Source organism: Cupriavidus sp. 01L43 (assembly GCF_056399925.1).
In genome coordinates this window covers 151507-176266 of the sequence record NZ_JBFTSH010000010.1, presented here as the reverse complement: position 1 = coordinate 176266, position 24760 = coordinate 151507, and the positions used below count along the sequence as shown (strand labels likewise).

The 24760-nt window shown below is 66.4% G+C and carries 24 protein-coding genes; 13 read left to right on the top strand and 11 right to left on the bottom strand.

The features are described 5' to 3' along the window. Positions 1–24 precede the first annotated feature (24 nt). Positions 25–1182 carry an AAA family ATPase gene (locus tag AC1DP9_RS17960; RefSeq protein WP_477108083.1) on the top strand — a complete coding sequence of 386 codons (1158 nt, stop codon included), beginning with the start codon at positions 25–27 and terminating at the stop codon, positions 1180–1182. A gap of 143 nt (positions 1183–1325) precedes the next feature. Beyond that, a complete protein-coding gene (locus tag AC1DP9_RS17955; RefSeq protein WP_477108082.1) occupies positions 1326–1793 on the top strand; it encodes a hypothetical protein in 468 nt (155 codons plus the stop codon). A gap of 245 nt (positions 1794–2038) precedes the next feature. Here the strand turns inward: AC1DP9_RS17955 and AC1DP9_RS17950 are convergent, their stop codons facing one another. After that, a complete protein-coding gene (locus AC1DP9_RS17950) occupies positions 2039–2932 on the bottom strand; it encodes an RNA polymerase sigma-70 factor (protein ID WP_477108081.1) in 894 nt (297 codons plus the stop codon). Between the two features lie 169 nt (positions 2933–3101). Between AC1DP9_RS17950 and AC1DP9_RS17945 the strand changes: the two genes are divergently transcribed. Next, positions 3102–3419: a CppA family protein gene (locus tag AC1DP9_RS17945; protein WP_477108113.1), complete on the top strand. Its 318-nt coding sequence runs from the start codon at positions 3102–3104 to the stop codon at positions 3417–3419. Positions 3420–3446: 27 nt separating this feature from the next. On the opposite strand, the gene AC1DP9_RS17940 is transcribed toward AC1DP9_RS17945, so the two are convergent. Next, a complete protein-coding gene (locus AC1DP9_RS17940; protein ID WP_477108080.1) occupies positions 3447–5126 on the bottom strand; it encodes a thiamine pyrophosphate-binding protein in 1680 nt (559 codons plus the stop codon). Between the two features lie 279 nt (positions 5127–5405). Between AC1DP9_RS17940 and AC1DP9_RS17935 the strand changes: the two genes are divergently transcribed. The 5 genes from AC1DP9_RS17935 to AC1DP9_RS17915 are packed head-to-tail and all read left to right on the top strand — an operon-like array spanning position 5406 to position 10172. Beyond that, the gene (locus tag AC1DP9_RS17935) at positions 5406–6401 is read left to right on the top strand and encodes a Bug family tripartite tricarboxylate transporter substrate binding protein (protein WP_092297864.1); all 996 of its coding nucleotides are present in this window, start codon (positions 5406–5408) and stop codon (positions 6399–6401) included. Between the two features lie 3 nt (positions 6402–6404). Beyond that, complete coding sequence (locus AC1DP9_RS17930) at positions 6405–7499, top strand: malate/lactate/ureidoglycolate dehydrogenase (RefSeq protein ID WP_477108079.1); 1095 nt, start codon at positions 6405–6407, stop codon at positions 7497–7499. 22 nt (positions 7500–7521) lie between these two features. Next, on the top strand, positions 7522–8310 hold the full coding sequence (garL, locus tag AC1DP9_RS17925; protein ID WP_092297858.1) for a 2-dehydro-3-deoxyglucarate aldolase: 789 nt from the start codon (positions 7522–7524) through the stop codon (positions 8308–8310). A gap of 24 nt (positions 8311–8334) precedes the next feature. Further along, positions 8335–9237 carry a 2-hydroxy-3-oxopropionate reductase gene (locus AC1DP9_RS17920; RefSeq protein ID WP_092297855.1) on the top strand — a complete coding sequence of 301 codons (903 nt, stop codon included), beginning with the start codon at positions 8335–8337 and terminating at the stop codon, positions 9235–9237. Next, entirely contained in the window at positions 9237–10172 is a 936-nt protein-coding gene (locus AC1DP9_RS17915) for a LysR family transcriptional regulator (RefSeq protein WP_477108078.1), read from the top strand. Before AC1DP9_RS17920 ends, AC1DP9_RS17915 begins: the two co-directional genes overlap by 1 nt. 31 nt (positions 10173–10203) lie before the next feature. Here the strand turns inward: AC1DP9_RS17915 and AC1DP9_RS17910 are convergent, their stop codons facing one another. Further along, positions 10204–10542: a hypothetical protein gene (locus tag AC1DP9_RS17910; protein ID WP_092297967.1), complete on the bottom strand. Its 339-nt coding sequence runs from the start codon at positions 10540–10542 to the stop codon at positions 10204–10206. A 313-nt stretch (positions 10543–10855) separates the two neighbouring features. On the opposite strand from AC1DP9_RS17910, the gene AC1DP9_RS17905 reads away from it, so the two are divergent. Both AC1DP9_RS17905 and AC1DP9_RS17900 read left to right on the top strand, forming a co-directional pair. Then, entirely contained in the window at positions 10856–11341 is a 486-nt protein-coding gene (locus AC1DP9_RS17905) for a GFA family protein (protein ID WP_092297849.1), read from the top strand. 89 nt (positions 11342–11430) lie between these two features. Next, positions 11431–12765 (top strand): PQQ-dependent sugar dehydrogenase, encoded by a 1335-nt coding sequence (locus AC1DP9_RS17900; protein ID WP_477108077.1) that lies wholly within the window; start codon positions 11431–11433, stop codon positions 12763–12765. Positions 12766–12861: 96 nt separating this feature from the next. On the opposite strand, the gene AC1DP9_RS17895 is transcribed toward AC1DP9_RS17900, so the two are convergent. Continuing rightward, on the bottom strand, positions 12862–13923 hold the full coding sequence (locus AC1DP9_RS17895; protein ID WP_477108076.1) for a porin: 1062 nt from the start codon (positions 13921–13923) through the stop codon (positions 12862–12864). A gap of 202 nt (positions 13924–14125) precedes the next feature. On the opposite strand from AC1DP9_RS17895, the gene AC1DP9_RS17890 reads away from it, so the two are divergent. Together AC1DP9_RS17890 and AC1DP9_RS17885 are read left to right on the top strand one after the other, a co-directional pair. Then, positions 14126–14830: a response regulator gene (locus AC1DP9_RS17890; RefSeq protein ID WP_092297840.1), complete on the top strand. Its 705-nt coding sequence runs from the start codon at positions 14126–14128 to the stop codon at positions 14828–14830. Positions 14831–14849: 19 nt separating this feature from the next. Then, complete coding sequence (locus AC1DP9_RS17885; protein WP_092297838.1) at positions 14850–16256, top strand: sensor histidine kinase; 1407 nt, start codon at positions 14850–14852, stop codon at positions 16254–16256. Here AC1DP9_RS17885 and AC1DP9_RS17880 read toward each other — a convergent pair. After that, complete coding sequence (locus AC1DP9_RS17880; RefSeq protein WP_477108075.1) at positions 16253–16780, bottom strand: DUF3016 domain-containing protein; 528 nt, start codon at positions 16778–16780, stop codon at positions 16253–16255. The two genes, AC1DP9_RS17885 and AC1DP9_RS17880, sit on opposite strands and share 4 nt — an antisense overlap. 233 nt (positions 16781–17013) lie before the next feature. Between AC1DP9_RS17880 and AC1DP9_RS17875 the strand changes: the two genes are divergently transcribed. Next, a complete protein-coding gene (locus AC1DP9_RS17875; protein ID WP_092297832.1) occupies positions 17014–17289 on the top strand; it encodes an FmdB family zinc ribbon protein in 276 nt (91 codons plus the stop codon). Between the two features lie 27 nt (positions 17290–17316). Here AC1DP9_RS17875 and AC1DP9_RS17870 read toward each other — a convergent pair whose 3' ends face one another. The 6 genes from AC1DP9_RS17870 to AC1DP9_RS17845 form a co-directional block, all read right to left on the bottom strand. Continuing rightward, positions 17317–18147, bottom strand: a complete 831-nt coding sequence (locus AC1DP9_RS17870) for an alpha/beta fold hydrolase (protein ID WP_477108074.1) — start codon at positions 18145–18147, stop codon at positions 17317–17319. 30 nt (positions 18148–18177) lie between these two features. Beyond that, the gene (locus AC1DP9_RS17865; RefSeq protein WP_477108073.1) at positions 18178–18912 is read right to left on the bottom strand and encodes a sensor histidine kinase; all 735 of its coding nucleotides are present in this window, start codon (positions 18910–18912) and stop codon (positions 18178–18180) included. Positions 18913–19043: 131 nt separating this feature from the next. Then, positions 19044–19706, bottom strand: coding sequence for a response regulator transcription factor (locus AC1DP9_RS17860; protein WP_477108112.1), 663 nt, complete (start codon positions 19704–19706; stop codon positions 19044–19046). Positions 19707–19792: 86 nt separating this feature from the next. Then, positions 19793–21076, bottom strand: coding sequence for an MFS transporter (locus tag AC1DP9_RS17855; protein ID WP_477108072.1), 1284 nt, complete (start codon positions 21074–21076; stop codon positions 19793–19795). A gap of 21 nt (positions 21077–21097) precedes the next feature. Next, the gene (locus tag AC1DP9_RS17850) at positions 21098–23923 is read right to left on the bottom strand and encodes a molybdopterin-dependent oxidoreductase (protein ID WP_477108071.1); all 2826 of its coding nucleotides are present in this window, start codon (positions 23921–23923) and stop codon (positions 21098–21100) included. Continuing rightward, a complete protein-coding gene (locus tag AC1DP9_RS17845; RefSeq protein ID WP_477108070.1) occupies positions 23904–24758 on the bottom strand; it encodes an FAD binding domain-containing protein in 855 nt (284 codons plus the stop codon). The genes AC1DP9_RS17850 and AC1DP9_RS17845 overlap by 20 nt, the downstream gene beginning before the upstream one ends. Positions 24759–24760 lie beyond the last annotated feature (2 nt).

The window sequence follows — 24760 nt, the reverse complement described above, 5'->3', positions numbered from 1 at the left end:
CAGTAAGAATTGAACAGTCCATCTATGCTAATTACCCGATTAAAACTAAAAAATTGGCGAAATTTTAAGAATTTTGACGTGCCACTAAGAAGTCGTACCTATGTAATAGGTGCCAATGCTTCCGGCAAATCAAATTTACTAGATGTCTTCCGCTTTCTTCGTGACATCTGCAAACCTGCAGGCGGCGGCCTACAAAAGGCTATTGAGGATCGGGGGGGGCTGACGAAGCTGCGTTGCTTGCAAGCCCGGACAGACAACGAGGTTGAAATCTATGTAGCTATTTCTGAGGATGTCGACTCGGAGCCCTCCTGGGAATACACCCTGGCGTTCAAACCTGAGGGAAAGGGCTTGCATCGCATCCTCGTTACGCGAGAAATTGTAAAACGCCGAGGGAGAGCGACCGCTGTCCTTAATCGCCCAGAAAGTAAAGATAAAACGGACACGTTAAGGCTTACCCAAACAGCTATTGAGCAAATCAACTCGAACTCTGACTTCCGGGAAGTTGCCGATTTTTTCCGTGAAACGACTTATCTTCACTTGGTGCCGCAGCTGCTCAAGCATGGTGAGATTGGTGCACGCATAGTAGAGGGAGACCCATTTGGTCAGGGACTTTTGCAGCGCATTGCGAAGACGCCACAAAAGACTCGGGATGCGCGTTTGCGTCGGATCCAGCAGTCTTTGGAGAAAGCAGTACCGCAGTTTAATCAACTTAAGTTTGAGCAGGACAAGGTCACCGGTCTGCCGCACTTAATGGCGTCCTACCAACACTGGCGCACTCACGGTGCATGGCAGCGCGAGGATCAGTTTTCTGATGGGACACTGCGACTGCTAGGGCTTCTTTGGATGCTACAAGAAAGTAATTCCTTGCTGCTATTGGAGGAACCAGAGCTTTCTCTGAATGACTCGATCGTGGCGCACATTCCGTTAATGATCGATCGCGTGCTGCGAAAACAAAAGGCCTTTGGGCGGCAAGTAATTATCACTACGCACAGTGAGGCCCTATTGCGAAATCCCCTTGACGGAAAGGCCATTATTTTACTCGAACCGGCTAGTGACGGCACTATCGCTCGAGTGGCGGATGATACAGAACTTCAGTTAATGTCATCGGGGTTGTCTCCCGCCGACGTTTTGTTGCCCAAAACACATCCGCAGGGAATTGATCAACTTGGGCTGTTCGCATGATAGGGTCAGTTTTTGTTGTGGGCGAGGACGAATTATGTTGCGCTATAGCGGACGCCTTGATTGCATATAGCGGCATAGCCACAAATATTCAGCAGCGGATCGTCGCCGGAGGAGCAGCGCCTTTCAAGCAAAGAATTTCGGCTATGAACAATGTCGCAAGAAATGTGATGCCGGTATTAATGGTCGCCGACGCAGACCAAGCACCATGCGTAGTGACGCAGCGTAATGCATGGCTTCCTCCAAATGTCAGCCAAAGGCTTTCGATGCGGTTGGCTGTGAAAGAGGCAGAGGCCTGGGTTCTTGCGGACCATGTAGGGTTCTCAAAATTTGCAAACATCAGCAAGGATTTGTTTCCGGCGCACCCAGAGGCGGAGCCCGACCCCAAACAAGTATTACTGGGCCTAGTAAGGAAAAGCAAGAGGAGAGAGCTGCGTGACGAGATGTTACCTGGCAAAGGCGCCACATCGCCGGTCGGCCTAGGCTATAACATTCACATGACGGACTTTGTAAAAAACCACTGGAACATAGGTCGAGCTGTCGATCGAGCACCAAGTTTGGCCCGGGCAATTCCTAGAATACTCGCGCTACTGCGTAACGTCGCAGAACAGTGAGCGTATGAATGGCGATTTATGTATTTTTAAAGATGGCCCGATGCTGCGGGTCTATGAGCGCTTGAGCGGCCATCCCTTTCGGTCGCGCCCGTCTATAACCGATAGCTGCTCGCCATCCCGTCTACCTCTCCGTTCATGACCACGACAAGCAGTAAAGGAGCATTCCCCCCCTAGGGACGACACGACACGCTTTCAGATTCCTCGCTGCCTTGGAGACACGGCCCCGAGAATCGCCGATGAATTAATTACTTTGCGTCGTCCCCTCCAAAATACGCCGCAATCCGCGCCAGTTTGTCCGGGTTGCGTTGCACGTGGATGCGGGCGATGCGGTCGCCTTCGACCACAAAGGTCTGCGCGGACTCCAGCGCGCCGTCGAAGTAGCGCAGCAGCGCCCATTCGCCATTGAGCAGCACCAGCCGCACCCGGAGGCCCTCGCCGGGGAATCTGAGGCGCGTGGCGTAGAACAGTTGCGCGATGCGGCGGGCGCCTTCGAGCGGCTTGGGGAAGGTCTGGACCTTGCCGCCGCCGTCGCCGGCCAGGGTGGCGTCGTTGGCCAGCAGCGCCTGGATGCCGGCGAAGTCGCCGCCCTGCATCGCCTGGGCGAACGCCTGGACCATGTGCCGATGGGTGTCCGGGGACACCGTGAAGCGCGGCCGGTCGTCGCGTAGCTGGGTTTTTGCCCGGCTGACCAGCTGGCGGCAGCTGGCCTCGCTCTTGCCGATCACGCGCGCCACCTCGTCGTAGTCGTTGTCGAAAACCTCGCGCAGGAGGAAGGCCGCGCGGGCCTCGGGCGTCAGGCGCTCCAGCAACAGCAGGAAGGCGACGGAGATGTCGTCGGCGCGCTCCTTGATGGCCTCGGGGTTGTCCGGGCTGTCCGTGATCAGCGGCTCGGGCAGCCAGATCCCGGTGTAGTGCTCGCGCTGGATCTTGGCGGCGCGCAGGCGGTCGATGGCGATGCGGGTGGTTACCGAGACCAGCCAGGCTTCGGCATTTTCGATTTCCGTCTGGTCAGCCGTGTGCCAGCGCAGCCAGGCGTCCTGTACGACGTCCTCGGCCTCGGCCACGGCGCCGAGCATCCGGTAGGCAATCCCGTGCAGGCGCGGGCGCAGCTTGTGGAAGGTGGCGGTGGTGTCGTCCATGATTCGATGCGAAAAGGCGGCTGGCAGACCGCCATGGTGGCCACGCGTGCCGGCCCAGCGCAAGAACTTTCAAGCATTTTCCGACGCACACCTTGAAAATTCCGGTGCACTGTATATATTTACAGTAACTGTATGAATGAACAGTATATCGGAGTGCGGAATGGAACACCTGATCCACCTGATCCGTGTGCAGAACGAATATGACCGCCAGGTGCTGGTCTGGTTGCGGGGGCGCATTGGTGATGCCGCCCTGCTGTCGGCCGCGCGCCGGGCCACCGTCGACGACAAAAAGCCTTATCTTTCAACGATTTGCCGCCTGATCGGGATTCGGGCGCCGTCGCGCCGCGCGCTGGCCGACGAGGCTCGCAAGAGCCATCGCGCGGTGGGCGAGCGGTATCTGGAGCAGATCCGCGAGATCCTGGCCCGCCCGACGTCCGGCCATGAAAAAGCCGGGCACGAGGCCCGGCCACAAGCGGCGCTGTTCTAGATCGCCTAGGCAGCGTCTGATCCGGGCTCAGGCCGGCAGTTCGGTCACGCGCATTGCGGGCGTGATCTGGAGCGGATCGGTCATCAGCTCCAGCACGGCCGGCTGGCCGGCGTTGCGGGCGCGTTCGAACGCCGCCGCAAAGTCCTCTGTCTTCTCCACCCGCTCCGCCCATGCGCCGCAGGCGCGCGCCATCGCCACGAAATCAGGGTTGGCGATGGTCGTGCCGCTCTGACGGCCCGGGTAGCGCTTCTCCTGATGCATGCGGATGGTGCCGTACATGCGGTTGTTCACCAGGATCACGATCAGGTTGGCGCCGTGCGCGGCGGCCGTGGCGATCTCCTGCGGATACATCAGGAAGCAGCCGTCGCCAGCCAGGCAGACCACGGTCTTCTCGGGCGCGCGCAGCTTCGCGGCAATCGCGGCCGGCAGGCCGTAGCCCATCGCGCCGCAGGTGGGCGCCAGTTCCGTGCGCGGACGCTTGTAGGCATAGAAGCGGTGCAGCCAGACCGTATAGTTGCCGGCGCCGTTGCTGAGGATGGCGTCTTCGGGCAGCACCGCGTTCAGGTGCAACATCGCGGCAGCCATATCCACCCCCGTCAGTTCCGCATGGGGCTTGGGCGGCGTGACGAAGGCCTCGTGTTCGGCACGGGCACCGCTGGTCCAGTCCTTCCATCCGATAGAAGCCGGCGCCGGCAGCGCGGCCAGCATGGCCGCCGCAGGCACCACGCCCGAATGGATCGGCAGTGCCGACTGGTAGACGCGGCCCAGCTCGCCGCTATCGGCATGGATATGCACCAGCTTCTGCTTGGGACGCGGGACTTCCAGCAGCGTGTAGCCATCGGTGGCGATGTCGCCCAGCCGGGTGCCGACCGCCACGATCAGGTCGGCCGTGCGCACCCGCTCGGCCAGCTTGGGGCTCACGCCCAGGCTCAGATGGCCGATGTAGTGCGGGTCGCGGTTATCGATCACGTCCTGCCGGCGGAAGGCGCAGGCCACGGGCAGGTTCCATGCCTTGACGAAGGCGGCGAAGTCACGCACTGCCGCGTCGGTCCAGCCGGCGCCGCCGGCGATCACCAGCGGCTGGCGGGCCTCGGCCAGCGCGGCGGCCAGCGCCCGGGCATCCTCGGCTCGCGGGGCGGCCACCACGGTGCGGTACGGCTCGGCATCGGCGCAGTCCACCAGATCGTCGAGCACGTCTTCAGGCAGCGCCAGCACCACCGGGCCGGGCCGGCCGGACGTGGCCACCTGGAAGGCGCGCGCCACCATCTCGGGAATCCGGGCCGGATCGTCGATCTCGGCCGCCCACTTGGCCATCGTGCCGAACACTGCCGCGTAATCCACCTCCTGGAACGCCTCCCGGCCCTTGTGGGCGCGGGAGATCTGCCCCACGAACAGGATCATCGGCGTGGAGTCCTGCTGGGCGATATGCACGCCGATGCTGGCGTGCGTGGCGCCCGGACCCCGGGTGACGAAGCAGATGCCGGGGCGGCCGGTCAGCTTGCCGTCGGCCTCGGCCATGTTGGTGGCGGCGCCTTCGTGCTTGGTGACGACGAGGTCGATGGCCGGCTGGTCGTGCAGCGCGTCCAGCACGTCCAGGAAGCTCTCGCCGGGCACGCAGAAGATGCGCTCCGTGCCATGCAGGCGCAGTTGGTCCACGAGGACACGGCCGCCGGTGCGGGCCTGGGAGGATGGGGTTTGAGCGGTCATGACGAAAAGTATGGACAGGATCGGAGGCGGCGCCAAGGTGGAGCCAAGCAGGCGCCAGACCCGAAGCAGGCGGCGATGACAGCGATTTTTCCGTTTGACGGGCGCCGCCGCGGGGTCTATCGTGCATTTCTGTTATGCGTTTTATGCAAGGCAGCCCGCCTCGCGCCCGTGTAGATTGGCTACCGAGGCGATGCTGCCATGACAGCGCGCCCGCCCGCGACACCTGACGGCCATCCCGACCGTCCCATAACAATGCTCGCGAAAACAGGAGACCATGCAATGTCCTTCCCTCATCGATTGATGCGGCCGGCCCTGGCCGTGCTTTGCCTTGGATGCATGGCGGCGGCCCCACTGGCGCAAGCCCAGTCCGCCGACCAGTACCCCAGCAAGCCGATCAACTACGTCGTGCCGTTCGCGGCGGGCGGCACCACGGACCTGCTCGGCCGACTGATCGGCCAGCGGCTGTCGCAGGTGCTCGGCCAGTCGGTGGTGGTGGAAAACCGCGCCGGCGCCGGCGGCAATATCGGTTCGGACTACGTGTCCAAGGCCGCGCCGGACGGCTACACGCTGCTCGGCGGCACCATCAGCTCGCACGCCATCAACGTGAGCCTGTATCCCAAGATGCCGTACGACCCGGTCAAGAACTTCCAGCCGGTGGCGCTGATCGGCACGCTGCCCAATGTGCTGGTGGTGAACGTGAACAGCCCGTACAAGTCGGTGCAGGACGTGATGGCGGCGGCCAAGGCCAAACCGGGGTCGATCAACTTCGGCTCGTCCGGCAACGGCACCTCCCAGCATCTGGCGGCCGAACTGTTCGCCAACATGGCCGGCCTGAAGATGACCCACGTGCCCTATAAGGGCAGCAGCCAGGCGGTACAGGCGCTGCTCGGCAATCAGGTCGATATCGTCTTCGAGAACAGCGTGGCAGCCATGCCGATGGTGCAGTCCGGCAAGTTCCGCGCGCTGGCCACCACCGGCGCCAAGCGCGCCGCCGAGCTGCCCGATGTGCCGACCATGGCCGAATCGGGCCTGCCGGGCTATGAAATCGTCTCGTGGCAGGCGATCTTCGCGCCGGCCGGCACGCCGATGCCCATCGTCAACAAGCTGGCCACCGAGATCGGCAAGATCATCCACCAGCCGGACGTCAAGGCAAAGCTGGTGGGCATGGGCGTGGAGCCGTCTGGCGCCGGCCCGGCCGAACTCGGCAAGTTCCAGAAGAGCGAGGTGGCCAAGTGGGCCAACCTGATCAAGGTCGCCAACATCCACCTGGAGTAACGCATGGCAGAACACCGTATTCCGACCGCCGGCCTGCATCGCTGGGTCGTGGACCTGTGGCTGGCGGCGGGGTCCGATGCGCGTGAGGCGCAGCTGACCGCCGACCACCTCGTCGGCGCCAATCTCTCGGGCCATGACTCGCATGGCGTGGGCATGATCCCGAAGTACGTGCTGTCCTGGCAGGGCGAGCAATTGCAGCTCAACCAGCAGGTCAGCGTGGTGCATGAGTCCGGCGGCATCCTGAGCCTGGACGGCAACCGGGGCATGGGCCAGGCCGTGACCGAGGAGGCGATGCGCATGGGCATCGCCCGCGCGGAGGAGCACGGCGTGTGCGTGATGGGGCTGCGGCGCTCGCACCATCTGGGCCGGGTGGGCCATTGGGCCGAGCAGGCCACGGCGGCCGGCATGATCTCGATCCACTTCGTGAATGTGCTGTCCAAGCCGCTCGTGGCGCCGCATGGCGGCTACGACGCGCGCTTCGGCACCAATCCATTCACGATCGGCGTGCCGGTGGCGGGCGCCCCGCCGCTGGTGCTCGACTTCGCCACCAGCGCCATCGCAATGGGCAAGGTGCGCGTGGCCAACAACAAGGGCGTGCCGGTGCCGCCGGGCAGCCTGATGGACCCGAACGGGCATCCCACCGACGACCCGTCGGTCATGTTCCCGCCGCCCGGTACGCCGCACGGCGCGCTGCGCACCTTCGGCGAGCACAAGGGCTACGTGCTGGCCGTGATGTGCGAGCTACTCGGCGCGGCCGTGACTGGCGGCCACACCCTCCGCCCGGAAACGCTGACGCACGAGCATGCGGTCTGGAACAACATGCTGGCGATCATCTTCGATCCGGCCCGCCTCGGCAGCAGCACCACCTTCGGCCATGAGGTGGAATCCTTTGTCGATTGGCTGAAGGCGTCCCGGCTGCAACCGGGCAACGATGCCATCCGCCTCCCCGGCGACCCCGAGCGCGCATGGCGCAAGGCGCGCGCCGACTTTATCCCCGTGGATGCCGGCACGCTGGCCCAGCTCGACGACGCCGCGGCGCGCGTGCTCCAGGCGCGCGGCCAATCCCCCGGCCCGCTCTCCGCCCTGGCGGCGGACTGAACCCAAGGCTCAAGGAATTCTCATGACGACCCCTCACCTGCCCCAGCTTTCCCCGCTGCCCAACCAGTTCCGTGCGGACATCCTTGCGCGCAAGCGCCTGATTGGCTGCTGGACCTCGCTCGGCCAGCCGGTTACCACCGAGATCATCGGCCTGGCCGGCTTCGACTGGATGCTGCTCGATGGCGAGCACGCGCCCAACGACGTGCTGACCTTCGTGCCGCAGCTGATGGCGCTCAAGGACAGCACCAGCGCGCCCGTGGTCCGGCCGCCCTGGAACGATCCCGTGCTGCTCAAGCGCCTGCTGGACATCGGCTTCTATAACTTCCTGATCCCGTTCGTGGAGTCGGCCGAGGAAGCCCGCCGCGCAGTGCGGGCCACGCGCTACCCGCCGGACGGCGTGCGCGGGGTGTCCGGCGTACAGCGCCAGAACCGCTACGGCACGCTGCCGGACTTCTTCAAGACCATCAACGAGAACATCTGCGTGCTGGTGCAGATCGAGAGCCGCAAGGGCGTGGAGGCTGCCGACGAGATCTGCGCCGAGCCCGGCGTGGACGGCATCTTCATCGGCCCGAACGACCTCGCCGCCGCCTACGGCCACCTCGGCGACCCGAACCACCCGGAGGTGCAGGCCGCCGTGGCGCAGATCTACGACGCCGCCAACCGCGCCGGCAAGGCCATCGGCACGCTGACTCCCGTGGAGGCAGACGCCCGCCGCTACCTCGACATGGGCGCGCACTTCGTCGCCGTGGGGCTGGACCACACGCTGCTGCGCGACGCCTCCCGCGCGCTGCGCGAGCGCTTTGCGCAATGACGCTATCTATATAGGAATACGGATATGAGCAAGATCGGATTCATCGGACTCGGCGTGATGGGCGCGCCGATGGCGCAACACCTTCAGGCGGGCGGCCACACGGTCTACGCCCACACGCGCAGCGGCGTGCCGCAGGCGCTCCAGGATGCCGGCATGCAGGCCTGCGCCAATGCCACCGAGGTGGCGCGTCAGGCCGACGTCATCTTCCTGATGCTGCCCGATACGCCGGACGTGGCGCGCGTGCTGTTCGGCGAGCACGGCGTGGCCGAGGGCCTGAGCCAGGGCAAGACCGTGGTCGACATGAGTTCGATCTCCCCGATCGAGACGCGCGAGTTCGCGGCCCGCATCGAGCAGCTGGGTTGCGAGTATGTGGATGCGCCGGTGTCCGGCGGCGAGGTGGGGGCCAAGGCGGCCACGCTGTCGATCATGGCCGGCGGCAAGCAGGATGTGTTCGACCGCGTGCTGCCGCTGCTCCAGCTGATGGGCAAGAACATCACGCTGGTCGGCAATGTCGGTGACGGCCAGGTGGCCAAAGTGGCGAACCAGGTGATCGTGGCGCTGACCATCGAGGCCGTGAGCGAGGCGCTGGTGCTGGCCGCCAAGGCCGGCGCGGACCCGGCGCGCGTGCGTCAGGCGCTGATGGGCGGCTTTGCCAGCTCGCGCATCCTGGAAGTGCATGGCGAACGGATGATCAAGCGCACCTTCGACCCGGGCTTCCGCATCGAACTGCACCAGAAGGACCTGAACCTGGCGCTGTCCACGGCCAAGGCGCTGGGGGTGGGACTGCCGAACACGGCGTCCTGCCAGCAGCTGTTCAACGTCTGCGTGGCGCAGGGTGGCGCGGGCTGGGACCATTCGGGGCTGGTCAAGGCGATCGAGCATATGTCGTCGTTCGCCATCGGCGACAAGCCCAAGACGGCGGGCTGATGTCGGCGCTGAACTCCGACGACCTTGCGTGCTTTGTCTGCGTGGCCAACACGCAGAGCATCTCCCGCGCGGCGCTGGAGCTTGGCGCGGACCAGTCCACGGTCAGCCGCCAGATCGCCCGGCTGGAGGCGGCGCTGGACACGCGCCTGTTCCATCGCAGCGGCCGGGGCGTGGTGCTGACCGAGTCCGGCTCCACGCTGCTCGGCTACGCGCGCCAGGTGGCGGTCACGCTCAACGAGGCCCGTGCCGCCGTGCGCAAGTCCACGGCACAGGGGCCGTCCCAGTTGGTCATCGCCGCGCAGCCGACCATCGCCAACACGGCCTTCGCGGCCATCGGCACGGCGCTCAAGCAGCGCTTTCCGGCGACCAGGCTGCGCTTTGCCGAAGGGCTGGCCAGCCCGATCCTTGCCTGGCTGGCTGCCGGCGAGATCGACGTCGCCCTGCTCTACCTGCCCGAGCAGCAGGGCGCGCTGAAGGTGGATGTCCTGCTGGAAGAAGACCTGACGCTGGTGACGCCCACCTCGTGGAGCCACCTCGGCCTGACATTCCCGGTGCGGCGGCTGGGCGAAGTGCCGCTGATCCTGCCGAGTACCGGGCATGGCCTGCGCGTGCTGGCCGAATCGCTGGCCGCGCGCGCCGGCACAACGCTGAACATGGCGCTGGAGTGCGATGCCTCGAATACGGTGTCGATGCGGCTGGTGGAGGATGGCTGCGGCGCCACGCTGCTGCCGTTCGCCGCCGTGGCGGACCGCGTGGCCCAGGGGCGGCTGCACTCGGCCCGGCTGGTGGAGCCGGTGGTGACGCGGCAGGTGGTGCTGGCCACGGCGCGCAATCGCACCGTGGTGCCCGAGCTGTGGGACATCATGCAGACCGTGCGGCAGTCCGTGCGGAATATCGTGATGTCCGGCGCGTGGCCGGGAGCGCGGCTGGTCTAGCCCCGCCCCCGGGAATCCGGATTGGATTCGCTTACTGCTTCGGCGCCTGCAGTTCCTGCTTGGCGGTTTCGTTGGCCGCCTTGTTGGCGTCCTTGCGCTCCTGCTTGGCGGCGCCAACATCCTGCTTGTATTCGCCCTTCGCGGCGGCCTTCTCGGCCTTGTACTGGTCGCTCGCAACCTTGCGGGCTTCGCGGCGCTCCACCAGCGGGTCCTTCGGCGGTTGAATCTGCGTCATGCCCGGCGGCACGGCGGCGTTGCCGCCGGCGGGTGCCGGGGCGGCCGTGGTCTGGGCGAAAGCGGTGGCGGACAACAGCCCAGCGGTCAGGGCGCCGATCAGCGAGCCAGTGCGGATGATTCGGTTCGTGGACATGTTCTTGGACATATGAGACCTCTCAAGATGTTGTTATCTCGGACGGTGCCCGCGTACAACCTGTGGCAGCGCGGGCACCACGCAATGCCGCACGCAGGATGTCTTGCCTTCCTGCGCCGCGCACCGAAGTTTAGAAGCCGACTCGTGCCCCGCGTGCCGCATTCCAACATCTCCTTACAAAAACTCATCGGCGCTGACAGACACTCTCCGACAACGCCACACTTTTCGCGAATTCTGCAGATTTGGCGTGCTTGAAGCGACCGGCTCCGTCGCCCACACTGGGAGGCATCGACCGTGCCAACCAGGAGGGATCATGCATCTCGAAGGCTCGTGCCAATGCGGCGCCGTGCAGTTCAGTCTGGAGTCCGATTCGCCCTGCCCCTATATGCATTGCCATTGCTCGATCTGCCGCAAGACTGGCGGCGGCGGAGGCTATGGCATCAACCTCGGCGGGGATGCCCACTCGCTGCGCGTTCGCGGCAAGAAGCATGTCTCGCGCTATCACGCGGTGATGCGCGAGCCCGGCCAGCGCCCCAAGCGCTCGAAGGCCTTCCGCCATTTCTGCGCCGAGTGCGGCAGTCCGCTGTGGCTCTGGGACCCGCGCTGGCCCGACATGGTCTACCCCAACGCGAGCGCCATCGACACGCCCCTGCCCCGCCCACCCGAAGTGGTGGAGGCTTCGCTGGAGAACGTCGCGCCATGGGTGGATGTGCCACGCGGCAAGGGCCATCGCCATTGCGAGACCTGGCCGGAAGAATCGCTGCACGACTGGCACAAGCGGCACCGCCTGCTGGCCTGAGTGGCCTAAAGTCGGACACTGGCCGACAGACGCCCGCCAAGTGATTTCCTATGCTCCAAGCATGGCGCCCCGCGCGCAAGGAGCCTGACATGCCGAGCTTCCGCCCTCTTCCTCTCCCCCTGGCCGTCTGCCTGACCGCCGCTGCGCTACTCGCCACGGGATGCGGCGAATCCGCCAAGCTGCCGGAGTCGGCCGGCATCGGCGCCTCGCCGCAATTGCCCGAGCCGAACAAGACGCTGATCCCGACCGTGCATATCGCGCCGGCCAAGGGCTGGGAGGACGGCAAGAAGCCGGTGGCGGCGGATGGCATGACGGTGACCGCATTCGCCGACAAGCTCGACCATCCGCGCTGGGTCTACGTGCTGCCCAATGGCGATGTCCTCGTGGCCGAGTCGAACGCGCCGCCCAAGCCGGACGACGGCAAAGGGATCAAGGGCTGGGTCATGAAGCAGGTGATGAAGCGCGCCGGCGCGGGCGTGCCGAGCGCCAACCGCATCACGCTGCTGCGCGACACCAACGGCGACGGCGTGGCCGACGAGCGCTCCGTCTTCCTCAAGGACCTGAATTCGCCGTTCGGCATGGTGCTGGTCGGCAACGACTTCTACGTGGCCAATACCGACGCCGTAGTGCGCTATCCCTACGCGCCGGGACAGCCGAGCATCACCGATCCGGGCCAGAAACTCGTGGATTTACCAGGCGGGCCGCTGAACCATCACTGGACCAAGAACATCATCGCCAGCCAGGACGGCAACAAGCTCTACGTCACGGTCGGCTCGAACAGCAACGTGGCCGAAAACGGCATCGACAAGGAAGCGGGCCGCGCCGCCATCTGGGAGGTGGATCGCCAGACCGGCCAGCACCGCGTGTTCGCCAGCGGCCTGCGCAACCCGAACGGCATGGCCTGGGAGCCGACCAGCGGCATGTTGTGGACGGCCGTGAATGAGCGCGATGAAATCGGCAGCGATCTGGTGCCGGACTACATTACCTCCGTGCGCGATGGCGGCTTCTACGGCTGGCCGTACAGCTACTACGGCCAGCATGTGGATGTGCGCGTGAAGCCGCCGGCCCCCGATCTGGTGGCGAAGGCCATCGTGCCCGACTACGCGGTGGGCACGCATACGGCCTCGCTGGGGCTGGCCAGCGCCGCTGGCAACAGCCTGCCGGCAAGGTTCCAGCACGGGATGTTCATCGGCCAGCATGGCTCATGGAACCGCAAGCCGCGTGCCGGCTACAAGGTGATCTTCGTCCCGTTCGAGGAGGGCAAGCCCAACGGCGCGCCCTTCGACGTGCTGACCGGCTTCCTGACCGCCGACGGCGACGCTCAGGGCCGCCCGGTGGGCGTGGCCGTGGACAAGCGCGGCGGGTTGCTGGTGGCCGATGACGTCGGCAACGTGATCTGGCGCGTGACCGGTGCGACTAAATAGATAGCGCCGAAAAGCAAAAACCGGCGGCGCGAGCCCCTCGCGCCGCCGGAAGACCACCCACCACGATGGTCCAAACAACAATCCGACTGTGAAGAATCAGAAGCGGTGCTGGAGACCCGCCGTGACGCCGACCTGATTGTTGGCAGAGCCCACAAAGTCGCGCGAGAGACTCACGGTCTGACCGTTGCGCGCCTTGGCATAGCCTGCGGACAGGTAGGCCATGGTGCGTTTGGAAAGATTGTATTGAGCGCGCAGCGAGAACAGGATCGGATCGCCGTCCGTCGCGCCCTTGATGTTCTGCTTGTACACCGCGCCGTAGAGCGTGAAGGCCGGCGTGAAGTCGTACGCCGCGCCCACCCAGTACAGGTCGCTCAGCTGCGAGGCCGCGCCGTTCGTGAAGGTGCGCTTATAGTTGCGGTAGCCGCCGTACAGCGCAAGCGAGCCGAAGTCATAGCTGGCGCCCGCGTGGACGCCCTGGATGTAGTCCATCGTATCGGCCGGCGTGGTGCTGCCGCCCGCGCCGTTCTGGCGATCCCAGGTCACGGCGGTAGCGAAGCCGCCCGACGAATACCCGACGCCGACGTCGTATTTCGACGAAGACTTGAACTCGCCCGGCACCTCGCCCAGCGAAACCGTGGCGCCCAGCTTCACGCCGCCGAACGTGCCGTCATAGCGGACCACATTGGTCGCACGCGAGAACATGCCGTCCTTGCGCCCGCCCGACGCCGTGGACGAGGTCGCCCACGAGTAGTTCGGCGCGTAGCCCATCGGGTCGAACGGCAGCATGAAATCGTAGGTCGTGGTGAAGTCACGGCCCAGCAGCAGGCGGCCCCATTTGTTCTGCAGGCCCACGGTGGCGCGGCGGTCGAACAGCGTGTTGTCGGTGTCCAGCTTGCCGGTGTCGATGGCGATACCGCTTTCCAGTTGGAACACGGCCTTCAGGCCGCCGCCCAGGTCCTCGGTGCCGCGCAGGCCCCAGCGCGAGGTATTCTTGCCGCCCGAGATCACCTTGACTGCCGAACCACCGCCCGGCCCGGCGTGGTTGAGGTACTCCACGCCCGAATCCACGATGCCGTACAGCGTGACGCTGGACTGCGCTGCCGCACCGCCCGTAGCAACGCAAGCCATCCCGGCAACGACCCATGCCATCCGTTTCATGCCTGTCTCCTGTGTCTTTTTTGTGAGTGAACGGCGCGAATGGTATGGGAGGCTCACTTTCAGATCGCTTTCGAAAATCCTTCAAATACGGACCGTTGCGGGCGTGCGGATTGGGGCTTTCCCTAGCTAGCCCGCCCCGCCGCTTCCCGGTATCAATCACGCGCTGTTGCCGTTCCCCTGCCGCTACTGCCGTCCCCCTGCCATGCGTATCCTGCTTGCCGAAGACAACCTGAAACTGGCCGCCTCCCTCGTGGAGTCCCTGGGCCAGAGCGGCTTCACGGTCGATTGCATGCACGACGGCGCGAGCGCCGACAACCTGCTCTCCACGCAGGACTACGCGCTGGCCATCCTCGATATCGGCCTGCCCCGCCTGGACGGCCTGGAAGTGCTGAGGCGCCTGCGGCAGCGGCGCAACCCGGTGCCGGTGCTGATCCTGACCGCGCACGGTTCCGTCGAAGACCGCGTGCGCGGCCTGGACCTCGGCGCCGACGACTACCTCGCCAAGCCCTTCGCCCTGACCGAACTGGAAGCCCGCGCCCGCGCGCTGATCCGGCGCAGCCACGGCCACGACCGCACCGCGCTGCACTGCGGGCCACTCCACTACGACGCCGTCAGCCGGGCCTTCACGCTGCACGGCACACTGCTGGCGCTGACCGGGCGCGAGCGCGCGGTGCTGGAGATCCTGCTGATGCGCGATGGCCGGGCCGTCAACAAGGCCGCGCTATCGGAGAAGATCTTCGGCATCGAGGAGTCGGTGAACCCGGACGCCATCGAGATTTACGTCTACCGGCTGCGCAAGAAGCTGGAAGGCAGTGGCGTCGGCATCGTCACGCTGCGCGGGCTGGGCTACCTGCTCGAGGTGCGCGCCCCGGCCCCCGAGGACGCCAACCTCGCCGCCCAGCCGTGAGCCGGTCAGGACGTCGGCGATGAAATCAGCAAGCCTGCGCTGGCAGCTCTCGCTGTGGCTGCTGCTGCCGCTGCTCGGGCTGCTGGCGCTCGACGCCTGGCTGACCGACCGCCGCGCCATGGCCGCCGCCCACGAGGCGTTCGACCGCACGCTGGCCGCCTCGCTCAAGGCCATGCGCGAGGGCATTAGCCTGCGCGACGGCCGCGTGGAGGTGGAGGTACCCTACCTCGCCCTCGAAGTCTTCGACGCCGAAGCCGGTTCGCGCATTTACTACGAGATCCGCGACGAGACCGGCGCCACCATCACCGGCTATCCGGCCCTGCCGATGCCGGCCCAACCCGTGCGCGCGCTCTATCGCACGCAGTTCTACGATGCCGACTATCGCGGCGAGCCGGTGCGGATGGCCGCCATGCCGCTGCCGCTGCACGACGTGCGCTCCGCGCGCACGCAACTGGTCTGGGTGCTCGTGGCCGAGACCACCGAGCCGCGCGCGCAACTGGCCAATGACATCCTGATGGGATCGCTGCTGCAGGAGCTGATGCTGGTCAGCCTGGCGCTGGCCATCGTCTGGTTCGGGGTGCGGCGCGGGCTGCGGCCGCTGCACCGGCTGTCCGAGGCGATAAGCGCGCGTGGCCCGGACGACCTCCAGCCGCTGGACGCCGCCACGCTCCCCGTGGAGACCCAGCCGCTGGTCAACGCCGTCAACCAGTACGTGGCGCGGCTCCAGCGCATGGTCGAGGGGCGCAAGCGCTTCTTTGCCGATGCCGCGCACCAGCTCAAGACGCCGCTGGCCATCATCCAGGCCGAATCGGAACTGGCGCTGCGCGAACGCGAACTGGCCGGCGCGCGGGCGCATCTGGCCCGCCTCAACAGCTCGGTCCGGCAGGCGGCGAAGGAGGTGGAGCAGCTGCTGTCGCTCTCCCGGCTGGAGCCGGACAGCGGCTACGCGCCCACGCTCCACCGGCTGCGGCTCGGCGCGCTGGCACAGGCGGTGGCCCTGGACTGGGCGCCACTGGCCCGGCGGGACGGCGTGGATCTGGGTTTCGAAGGAGACGTTGCCGAAGCTGGCGACGCGCAGGATGAGATCGACGGCCAGCCCGAACTCCTCCAGGAACTACTCGGCAACCTGATCGACAACGCGGTGCGCTACGCGGGCGCTGGCGCCATGGTGACGGTGCGTGTGCGCGGCACGCGGCTACAGGTGGAGGACAACGGCCCCGGCATCGCGCCGCAGGACCGGGAACCCGTGTTCCAGCGCTTCTATCGGGGCGAGGCCAGCGCAGCGCGCGCCGGTAGCGGGCTCGGGCTATCCATCGTGCGGGAAATCGCCCGACTCCACGGCGCGGCAATCGTGCTCGGCGACACGCCCGGCGGCGGCCTGACCATCGCGCTTCATTTCCCGCCTGCCGGGGGCGAGGCGGCCTAGCTCTTGCCCGTCAGCTTGCCGATCCGGCGCCCGAACCAGTCGTCGATCATGACCTTCTCGTAGCGCAGCCGGTCCGACGGCCCGTACAGGTTCACGCCCCAACCGAAATTCATGTTCGAGATGCGCTCCTGCGCGCTGGCCACCACCTCGTCACCGTGGCGCAGTTCATATTGCAGCGTCATGCGCGGCCACGTGGCATCCCGGATCACGCGCACCTGCTGCGCGTAGCGCCAGTCGATATAGCCGGCCAGATCGATGTCCAGCACCTCGATCGTCAGCGAATACCCCTCCGGCAACTTGCGCGCCGCCAGTTTGGCGAAGTGCTTTCGGATGTCATCGAGCACCTGCCGGTCACTGCCATACGACTGGGACCACGAGGCATCGGTATAGGTCTCGGGATGGATGAACGTCAGCGACAACGCGGAAGACGTCTCCCCCTGCGAAGGCGCCGGCGCCCCGCCGGCCACCCCGGACACCCCCAGCGTCGCCAAGGCAACCAGAACGGGAAGAAAGTACGTGGACATGGCATCACGCCTGCAGAAAGCACGGCCTGGAACGCCGACGAACGATGCCCGGACAAATCAGGACAGGAACGCATGCGCCACCCGGCATCAAGCCGCTGAGCCCGGGATGGTTTCAGGATAGGTCAGCGGGGGAAACGCATCTGGCCCCTAACCGCCCGGGTTCCCCGCCATCGACGTTTCACAAGGCCTGGCGTAAGCTGAACCCCTCTTATTTCCCGACCCAGCGAGAAGCGATGCCCACCTATGACTACCGGTGTGACGATTGCGGCGATTTTGCGTTGATGCGGCCGATGGCGCAGCGGGACGAGCCGGTTGGCTGCCCGCACTGTGGCAAGGCTGCGGCGCGGGCGCTGGTGGCCGCGCCGGCGTTGGCGGGGGCACCGGGGGCCGTGCCGTCGGAGTTGGCGGGCCATGGTGCAGGGTGTGCCTGCTGCGGGCCGGTGAAGCTGGCCGGGCGTGCCGATGGTGGCCGGGGTGGCGCGGGGTGGTCCAAGTTCAGCTCGGGCTGACCGGACCAGTCTACGTTTATCGTCCGCTCAGCGCGCCAGCCACGCCAGCAGCAGCGCGTTGACGGCCGTATCGGCCTCGTATTGGACCCAGTGGCCGGCGCCGGGCACGATCTCGCCGCGCCTGCCTTCCCGCCCGTCGATCAGGCTTGCCAGCACCTCTGGCGGATCGGCGGTCACGTCGTGCTCCCCGAAGGCCATCAGCACCGGTCCGCCGAAGCGGTCCAGCGCCTCGCGCAGCCCGCCGGCGCGTGAAATCTGCTTGCTGCGGAAGCGCGTGTCGCGGCAGGACTCGGTGTAGGCGAGCAGCGCCAGCGCATCCACCTTGGCGGGGTCCGCGATCATGAACGCGGCGACGTTCTGCTGCATCGCCGCCGCCAGCGTCTCGGGGCTCTCGGCGCGGCGCCAGTCGAGCAGCGCGATGGTCTGCCGCCGTGTGCCGCCGTGGCCACCCGGCCCCAGCAGCGCCAGCCCGCGCACGTTGGGCAGGCGGGAGGCCAGATGCGACGCCGTCAGCCCGCCGAACGAGAAGCCGACCAGATCGACATCGCTCATATCGGGCAGTTGGGCGAAGTTCGCCACCACGGCCTCCACCAGCGCCGGCATGTCGGTCCCCACCGGGTCTCCAGAGACGCCGTAGCCGGGCAGATCGGGCACCCAGACCGTATGGCGGGCCGCCAGCGCCTCGATATTGCGCACCCAGTGCAGCCAGCTGCCGTGGCCGCCGTGCACGAGCAGCACATCCGGCCCGCTGCCAAAGCGGCGCCACACCATGCGGCACCCGGCCGCTTCCGTGACGCGGGTCGTGCCCTGCGCCGTCAATCGTGCGACGAATGCTGCCGCCGATGTGTCTTCCTTCAAAATCCTGCCTCCCCAGTGAATCCGCGCCGCTCAGAGCGGCAGCGACAAGCTCGCTTCCAGGCCGCCCTCGCGCCGATTCTGTAGCTTCAACTCCCCACGCATGGCCTTGGCCAGTCGCAGGGCGATGGCCAGCCCCAAGCCGCTGCCCGGACCCCGGCTGGCGGTGTGCGGCGACCGGTACCATGGCCTCAACACGGCATCCAGCTCCGATGGCGCGATCCCGGGTCCGGAATCGATCACAGCCAGATGCAGGCGCCTATTCTCCATGCGAACGGCGATGCGGACAACGCTGCCATAGCGAAACGCATTGTCGATCAGGTTGACCAGCACGCGGCGCAGCGCGTGTGGACAGGTGACGATCGGGCGTCCCACCTGCCCTTCCAGCGCCAGTACGCAGCCCGCATCCCGATAGTCCTGGACCAGCACGTCGAGAAGGCTATCCGCGTCCACGCTCCGCAGCGGCTGTACAAGGCCGCTCTGCATGCGCGCGCAGGACAGGCTGGCTTCGGCGAGTTCCCGCATTTCGTCGAGATCACGCTCCATGGCGTGACGCAGCGGCGCGTCGTCGATCATCTCGCAACGCAGCAGCATGCGTGTCAGCGGCGTGCGCAAGTCATGCGCATACGATGCCTGCATGGTCAGCAGCTCGGATTCTCGCGCCTTGCATCGCCGGTACATCCATTGCGCACAAACCAGTGCAAAGAGCAGCAATCCGGCGCATCCGAGCAGGAGCACACTCGTCAGGGCTCCCGGTTCCATAGTCATTGGCATTCTCCGTTCGCCGTCAACCAAACGGCGCTGCGGAATATCACCATGACGCGGTGCAAGGCGCCATCATCCGGTGAGATGGCGGTCCCTAAACCTTCATTTACGCGAACGCTTCGCCGGTGGCCGGGCTAGGCAGCGCGCGCCTCGCCCAGCGCGCGCATGATCTGAACGGCCTCTACCACCGTGCGCGCGTTCATCTTGCGCATCGCGTGGCCGCGATAAATCTTCGCGGTGATCTCGGCAATGCCCATGGCCGCGGCAATCTGCTTGTTCATCATGCCGGCCACGACATGCCGGAGGACCTCGCGCTCACGGGTGGTCAGCGTATCCCAGGACCGTCGCAGCCCGCGCAACGACTGCTCCGTTTCAAGCTGCTGCATGTCGCGCTCCAGCGCGGCAATGACGGCGTCGATCATGTCCTGGTCCCGGAACGGCTTGGCCAGGAAATCGACCGCACCGGCCTTCATGGCCTTCACCGACATGGCGATATCGGCGTGGCCGCTCATGAAGACGATCGGCATGTGCGGCTGGCCCTTTTGCATTGCCGACTTCTGGAACGCGAGCCCGCTTTGCCCGCGCAGGCGGACATCGAGCACAAGACAGGCGGGGCCGATCACTTTCGGCGCGCGCTGAAAGTCCTCCACGGACCCGAACGCCCGGACCTGCAGATCGATGGACTCCAGGAGGCTGGTCAGGGCTTTGCGCATCAGTTCGTCGTCGTCCACGATATGGACCGTGCCCTGGGCGAGCACCTGCGGATAAGCCGTGGAAGCATGGTGGGGGGCAGTCATGGTCGGAAACGGTGCGCTATAGAAGAAGTGAGTCTGGAATGCTCTGACATACGCCGGCAGGCGCGCATCCATACCAAGGTATGGGTCTACACGGTATCCAGCGCCTGCCCCTTTGTCTCGGGCAACAGCAAGACCATGAGCAGCACCACGCCGTACGCGGCCCCCGAGAAGATGGCGATGGCCATGGCAAGACTCGTGGAGTGGCTGAGCATGCCGACCAGACTCGGAAACAGGGCGCCGATGCCGCGCCCGAAGTTGTAGGTAAAGCTCTGCCCGTTGGCGCGGCTTTCCGAGGGATACAACTCCGTCAGGTAGGCGCCGACCCCACTGAAAATGCCGCAGGACGCGAAGCCCAGCGGGAAACCGAGCCACAGCATCTCCGCGTTGGAAAGGGGCAGCGTCAGGTAGAGGTATACCGAGGCGATCGACAGCAGCGCAAACAGGATGAAGTTGCGCCGGCGCCCCCAGTAGTCGGACAGATAGGCGCCGACGACATACCCACAGAAGGAGCCCACGATGATCACCATCAGGTAGCCGCCGGTGTTCAGCACGGACAGGTGCCGCTCCAGCTTCAGGTAGGTGGGCAGCCATGTCGACATCGCATAGAAGCCGCCCTGGATGCCCGTGCACAGCAGCGCGGCCAGCACGGTCCGGCGCAGCAACGCCGGCGAGAAAATGACCCACATCGAAGCGGGCTTGACCCCTTGTCGCCTTGCCTCGGTCGCCGTCGCGAACACTTCGGGCTCCGGCACATGCTTGCGCACGTACAGGACGAGCAGCGCGGGCAGGACGCCCACCCAGAACAAGCTGCGCCACGCCAGCGACTCGGGTAGCACCGAGAACGCAATGCTGTAGAGAATCGCCGCGAGCCCCCAGCCGACCGCCCAGCCGCTTTGCACCAGGCCGACCGCCTTGCCACGGTGCTTCGGGGCGATGATCTCCCCGATCAGCACGGCGCCCACGGCCCATTCCCCGCCGAAGCCGAGCCCCTGCAAGGCACGGAGCACGAAGATCTGCTCGAAATTCTGCGCGAAGCCGATCGCGAACGTGCAGACGGAGAACCAGAGGATTGTGCCCTGCAACACCTTGACCCGGCCGTAGCGGTCCGCCAGCATGCCCGCGATCCATCCGCCAATCGCGGAGAAGATCAGCGTCACGGTGCCCAGCAGCCCTGCCTGGCCCCGGTCCAGTCCCCAGACGTCGATCAGTGACGCGAGGACAAAGCTGAACACCATGAAATCGAAGGCATCGGTGGCCCAGCCGATGAACGATGCCAGGAACGTCCGCCTGGCTTGCGGGCTCAGTTCCGCATACCAGTCCAGGCTGGATGGGCTCGGCAACGCGGGTTGGTCAATGTTTTTTGTTGTCATTGTCTAGGCCGTTCGAAGGATCTATCGGGGCAGGCCGGATGCCGCGTCGCGGGCGGCAAGCGCGCGACGGATGACATCGGGGGTAGCAGGCGCCTCGCGGATCCGCACGCCAATCGCATCATGGATGGCATTGAGGATGGCGGCCGCCGTGGGCACCAATGCCGGCTCGCCAATGCCTTTTGCCCCGTAGGGGCCGATGGCCGTGGGCGCCTCGATGAAGATCGACTGGACCTCGGGCATGTCGTGCACCGTGGGAATCAGGTAATCGTGCAGATTGTTATGCCGGCCCGGGTGGTATTTCTCCATCAACGCCATGCCGACGCCCTGCGCCACCGCCCCCTCGACCTGCCCTTCGAGCAGCGTCGGGTTGACCATGCGGCCCACGTCATGCGCCGCCACCACTTTCAGCACGCGGACGCGTCCGCTCTCGCAGTCCACCACCACTTCCGCCATCTGGGCGCCGAACGCATAGGTCGCGTAGGGACTGCCTTGCCCGGCGGCATCTAGAGAAGTGATGGGCGGATCGAAACGCTCTTCCGCCGCGACGACATAGCCGTGGGCGTCGACCGGGAGCGTCCGAAGATCCAGGGCACGATCGTCGATGGCGATGCCGCTCGCACTGACCCGGATCTTCGCATCGGCCGCCGCGCCTGCCAGCGCCAGCAGCCGGTGGCGCAAGGCCGTACCGGCAAGATAGGCTGCGCGGCCCGTGATGAAGGTCTGGCGCGACGCCGAGGTGCGGCCGCAATCCGGTGTGAGATGCGTGTCCGGCCCGATGAACTGTAGTTGGTCGACCGGAACACCGAGCGCGTCGGCGGCGATCTGGGGAATGACCGTGTTCGCGCCCTGCCCCGCGTCCACCGCGCCCTGATGCAGGACCACCGTGCCGTCCGGCCGGACACCGAAGCGCACCGTGGAAGGATTCGGCAACGCCGTGTTGCCGCAGCCATAGAAGAACGCGGCGATGCCGACGCCATGGCGAATATGGCTGGGCGAGGCTGCATTCAGGCTGGCGATGCGGCTCCGTGCCGCCTGCCATGCCGGACGCAGCGCGTCGAGGCATTCGACCAGCCCCACGCTGTGGTCGAGCACCTGCCCGGTCGGCAACGAGTCGCCGGGCCGCAGGGCGTTCTTCGCCCGAAACTCCAGCGGATCGATGCCCGCCGCGAGCGCAAGTTCGTCGATCAGTTGCTCCTGCGACATCATCGTCTGCGGCACGCCGAAGCCACGGAACGCCCCGGCGGGGGTGATGTGGGTATGGATGGCACGCGTGTGCGCACGGTAGTGCGGCAGGACGTACGGGCCGCCAGCGTGCACCGGCACCCGATTGGCCACAGCGGTGCCCCAGGAGGCAAAGGCACCGGTATTGAAATCGCCCTCGAACTCCACCGCGCACAACCGGCCATCGGCATCGGCGGCCATGGTAGACGTCATGCGGCCCGGGTGGCGCTTGGTCGAGGTGCCCATCGATTCTTCGCGCGAGAACACCATGGCCACGGGCCTGTCGAGGTGCCACGCCGCGATGGCGAGCAGCGGCTGGACCGTCATGTCCAGCTTGCCGCCGAAGCCTCCGCCGACGGCCGTGGCCACCACGCGCACGCGCTCGGGCGGCACGCCAAGGATACGGGCCAGATCGCCGCGATGCGGGTGCGGCGCCTGGGTGGACGAGTGAATCTCGATCATGTCGCCGACGCGCCGCGCCCAGCCCGCCTCCGGCTCAAGGTAGGCGTGCTCGACGAAACTCGAGTTGAACGTGGCGCTCACCACGTGACGGGCGTCCTGAATCGCGCGCCCGGTGTCGCCGCGGCGTACGTGCCCTTCGATCAGCACATTGCCCGGACGGTTGGCATGGAGCTGCGGGCTGCCTTCGCTTACGGCTTCTGCGAGGGTCAGAACCGGCGCGAGGGGCTCCCACGCCACGGGAAAGCGCGCCAGGGACAGGGCCTCGATCGCCTCGCGCTCGCCGACGACCAGCGCTACCGCTTCGAGATAGTGCCGCGTCTCCGCTTCCGGCAGGACGGGCTGATCGGCGTACGGGGTGGCCACACCATGGAGATTGATCCCGGGGACATCGGCATGGGTCAGGATGCGATGCACGCCGGGATGCGCATCGACGAACGCCTTCAGGTCGCCGAACGCGAAGCGCGCGCGGTGATGGGGGCTGCGGACCGCGCGCACGACCAGACTGTTGGCCGGGTAAGCGTCGCCGCCGAAGCGCTGGCTCCCATCGACCTTCTCCGGCCCATCCAGCCGAGTCAGGGGCACGCCCACGGCGGGGCCTTCGGATGGCGGGGGGGTGCAACGCCGCACCCCGCTGCCGCAACCGACTTCGGTCACGGCGTCCACGATCTTCTGGTAGCCGGTGCACCGGCACAGCACGCCCTCGATGGCGGCACGGGCCGTTGCGCGATCGGTCACGCGGCCGGCGTCGATCGCCGTCGCAGACGCCATCAGCATGCCCGGCGTGCAGAAGCCGCATTGCACCGCCTGATGCGCGAGAAACGCCTGCTGGAGCCGCGCGCCACACTGCGTGCCTTCGGCCAGTCCCTCGACGGTCACGACGCGGCGACCCGCCACCTGCCCCACGGGCGTCAGGCAGGCATAGCGCGGCTCGCCATCCACGAGGACCGTGCAGCTTCCGCAGTCACCCTGGCGACAGCCGTCCTTCGTGCCGAATTGCCGCAGCCCGGCGCGCAGGTAGTCGAGAAGGCGCTGGGACTGGTCCGCTGGCAGCGGCAGGCGCTTGCCGTTCAGTTCGAATCCCTCTTCACCGGGCGGCGTCGGTGCTTCGCCGGCAGCGCCTGCGTTGGGAACGGAAAGGGAAATGTCATCCAGCAGATACGCCATGAGCGGCCTCCTCGATGCAATGGGTCATGGCGCGCATGATGGCGAGCCGTGCGAGATGGGTGCGATGGGCGGCAGTCGCGCGGCAGTCTTCTATCGGAGACAGGGCTGCAAGCGAGGCGCCGTCGATGATGTCGCGCAGTGCTTCCGGCCGCTGCGCCAGCAATGACGCCTCCAGTGCCGGCATCCGCACCGCGACCGCCGAGGCGCCGCCGACAGCAACGCCGGCGTCCTCCACTGTGTTCACTGCGGACATGCGCAGCCGCACGGCGGCTGACACCACGGCGAGGGCCGAGCCGTCACGATTCGTGCACTTGACGAACGCCGTGCGGTCCGCGTCGGCCGGCAGCGGAAACAGGATGGCGACGAGCAGTTCATCGGCCTTCAGGGCGACCTGACGGGCGCCCAGGAGAAATTCGTGCAGCGGCAGCCGCCGCACGCCCCGGACACTCGCCAGCTCGACCTGCGCATCGAGCGACAGCAAGGGCGGCACGCCATCCGCAATCGGCGACGCGTGGCACAGGTTGCCGCCGACGGTGCCCTGGACGCGAATCTGCAGCGAGCCAACGGCCGCCGCCGCGTCCCGGAGCGCCACCGGCAGCCACGTGGTCAGTGCGACGGATTCCCAGGCGCTGGCGGCGCCGATCCGCACCCAGCCATCGCACCGCTCGATGCGGCGCAAGGCGTCGATGCGGCTGATGTCCACCCATTCCGACCGGGCCGGCACGAGCGCCAGATCGGCGAAGGCATCGGTTCCGCCGCAGACCACACGCCGCCGCGGATCATCCGCAAGCGTTGCGAGCGCTTCCTCGACGGTGTGGGCACGGAAATAGTTCATGG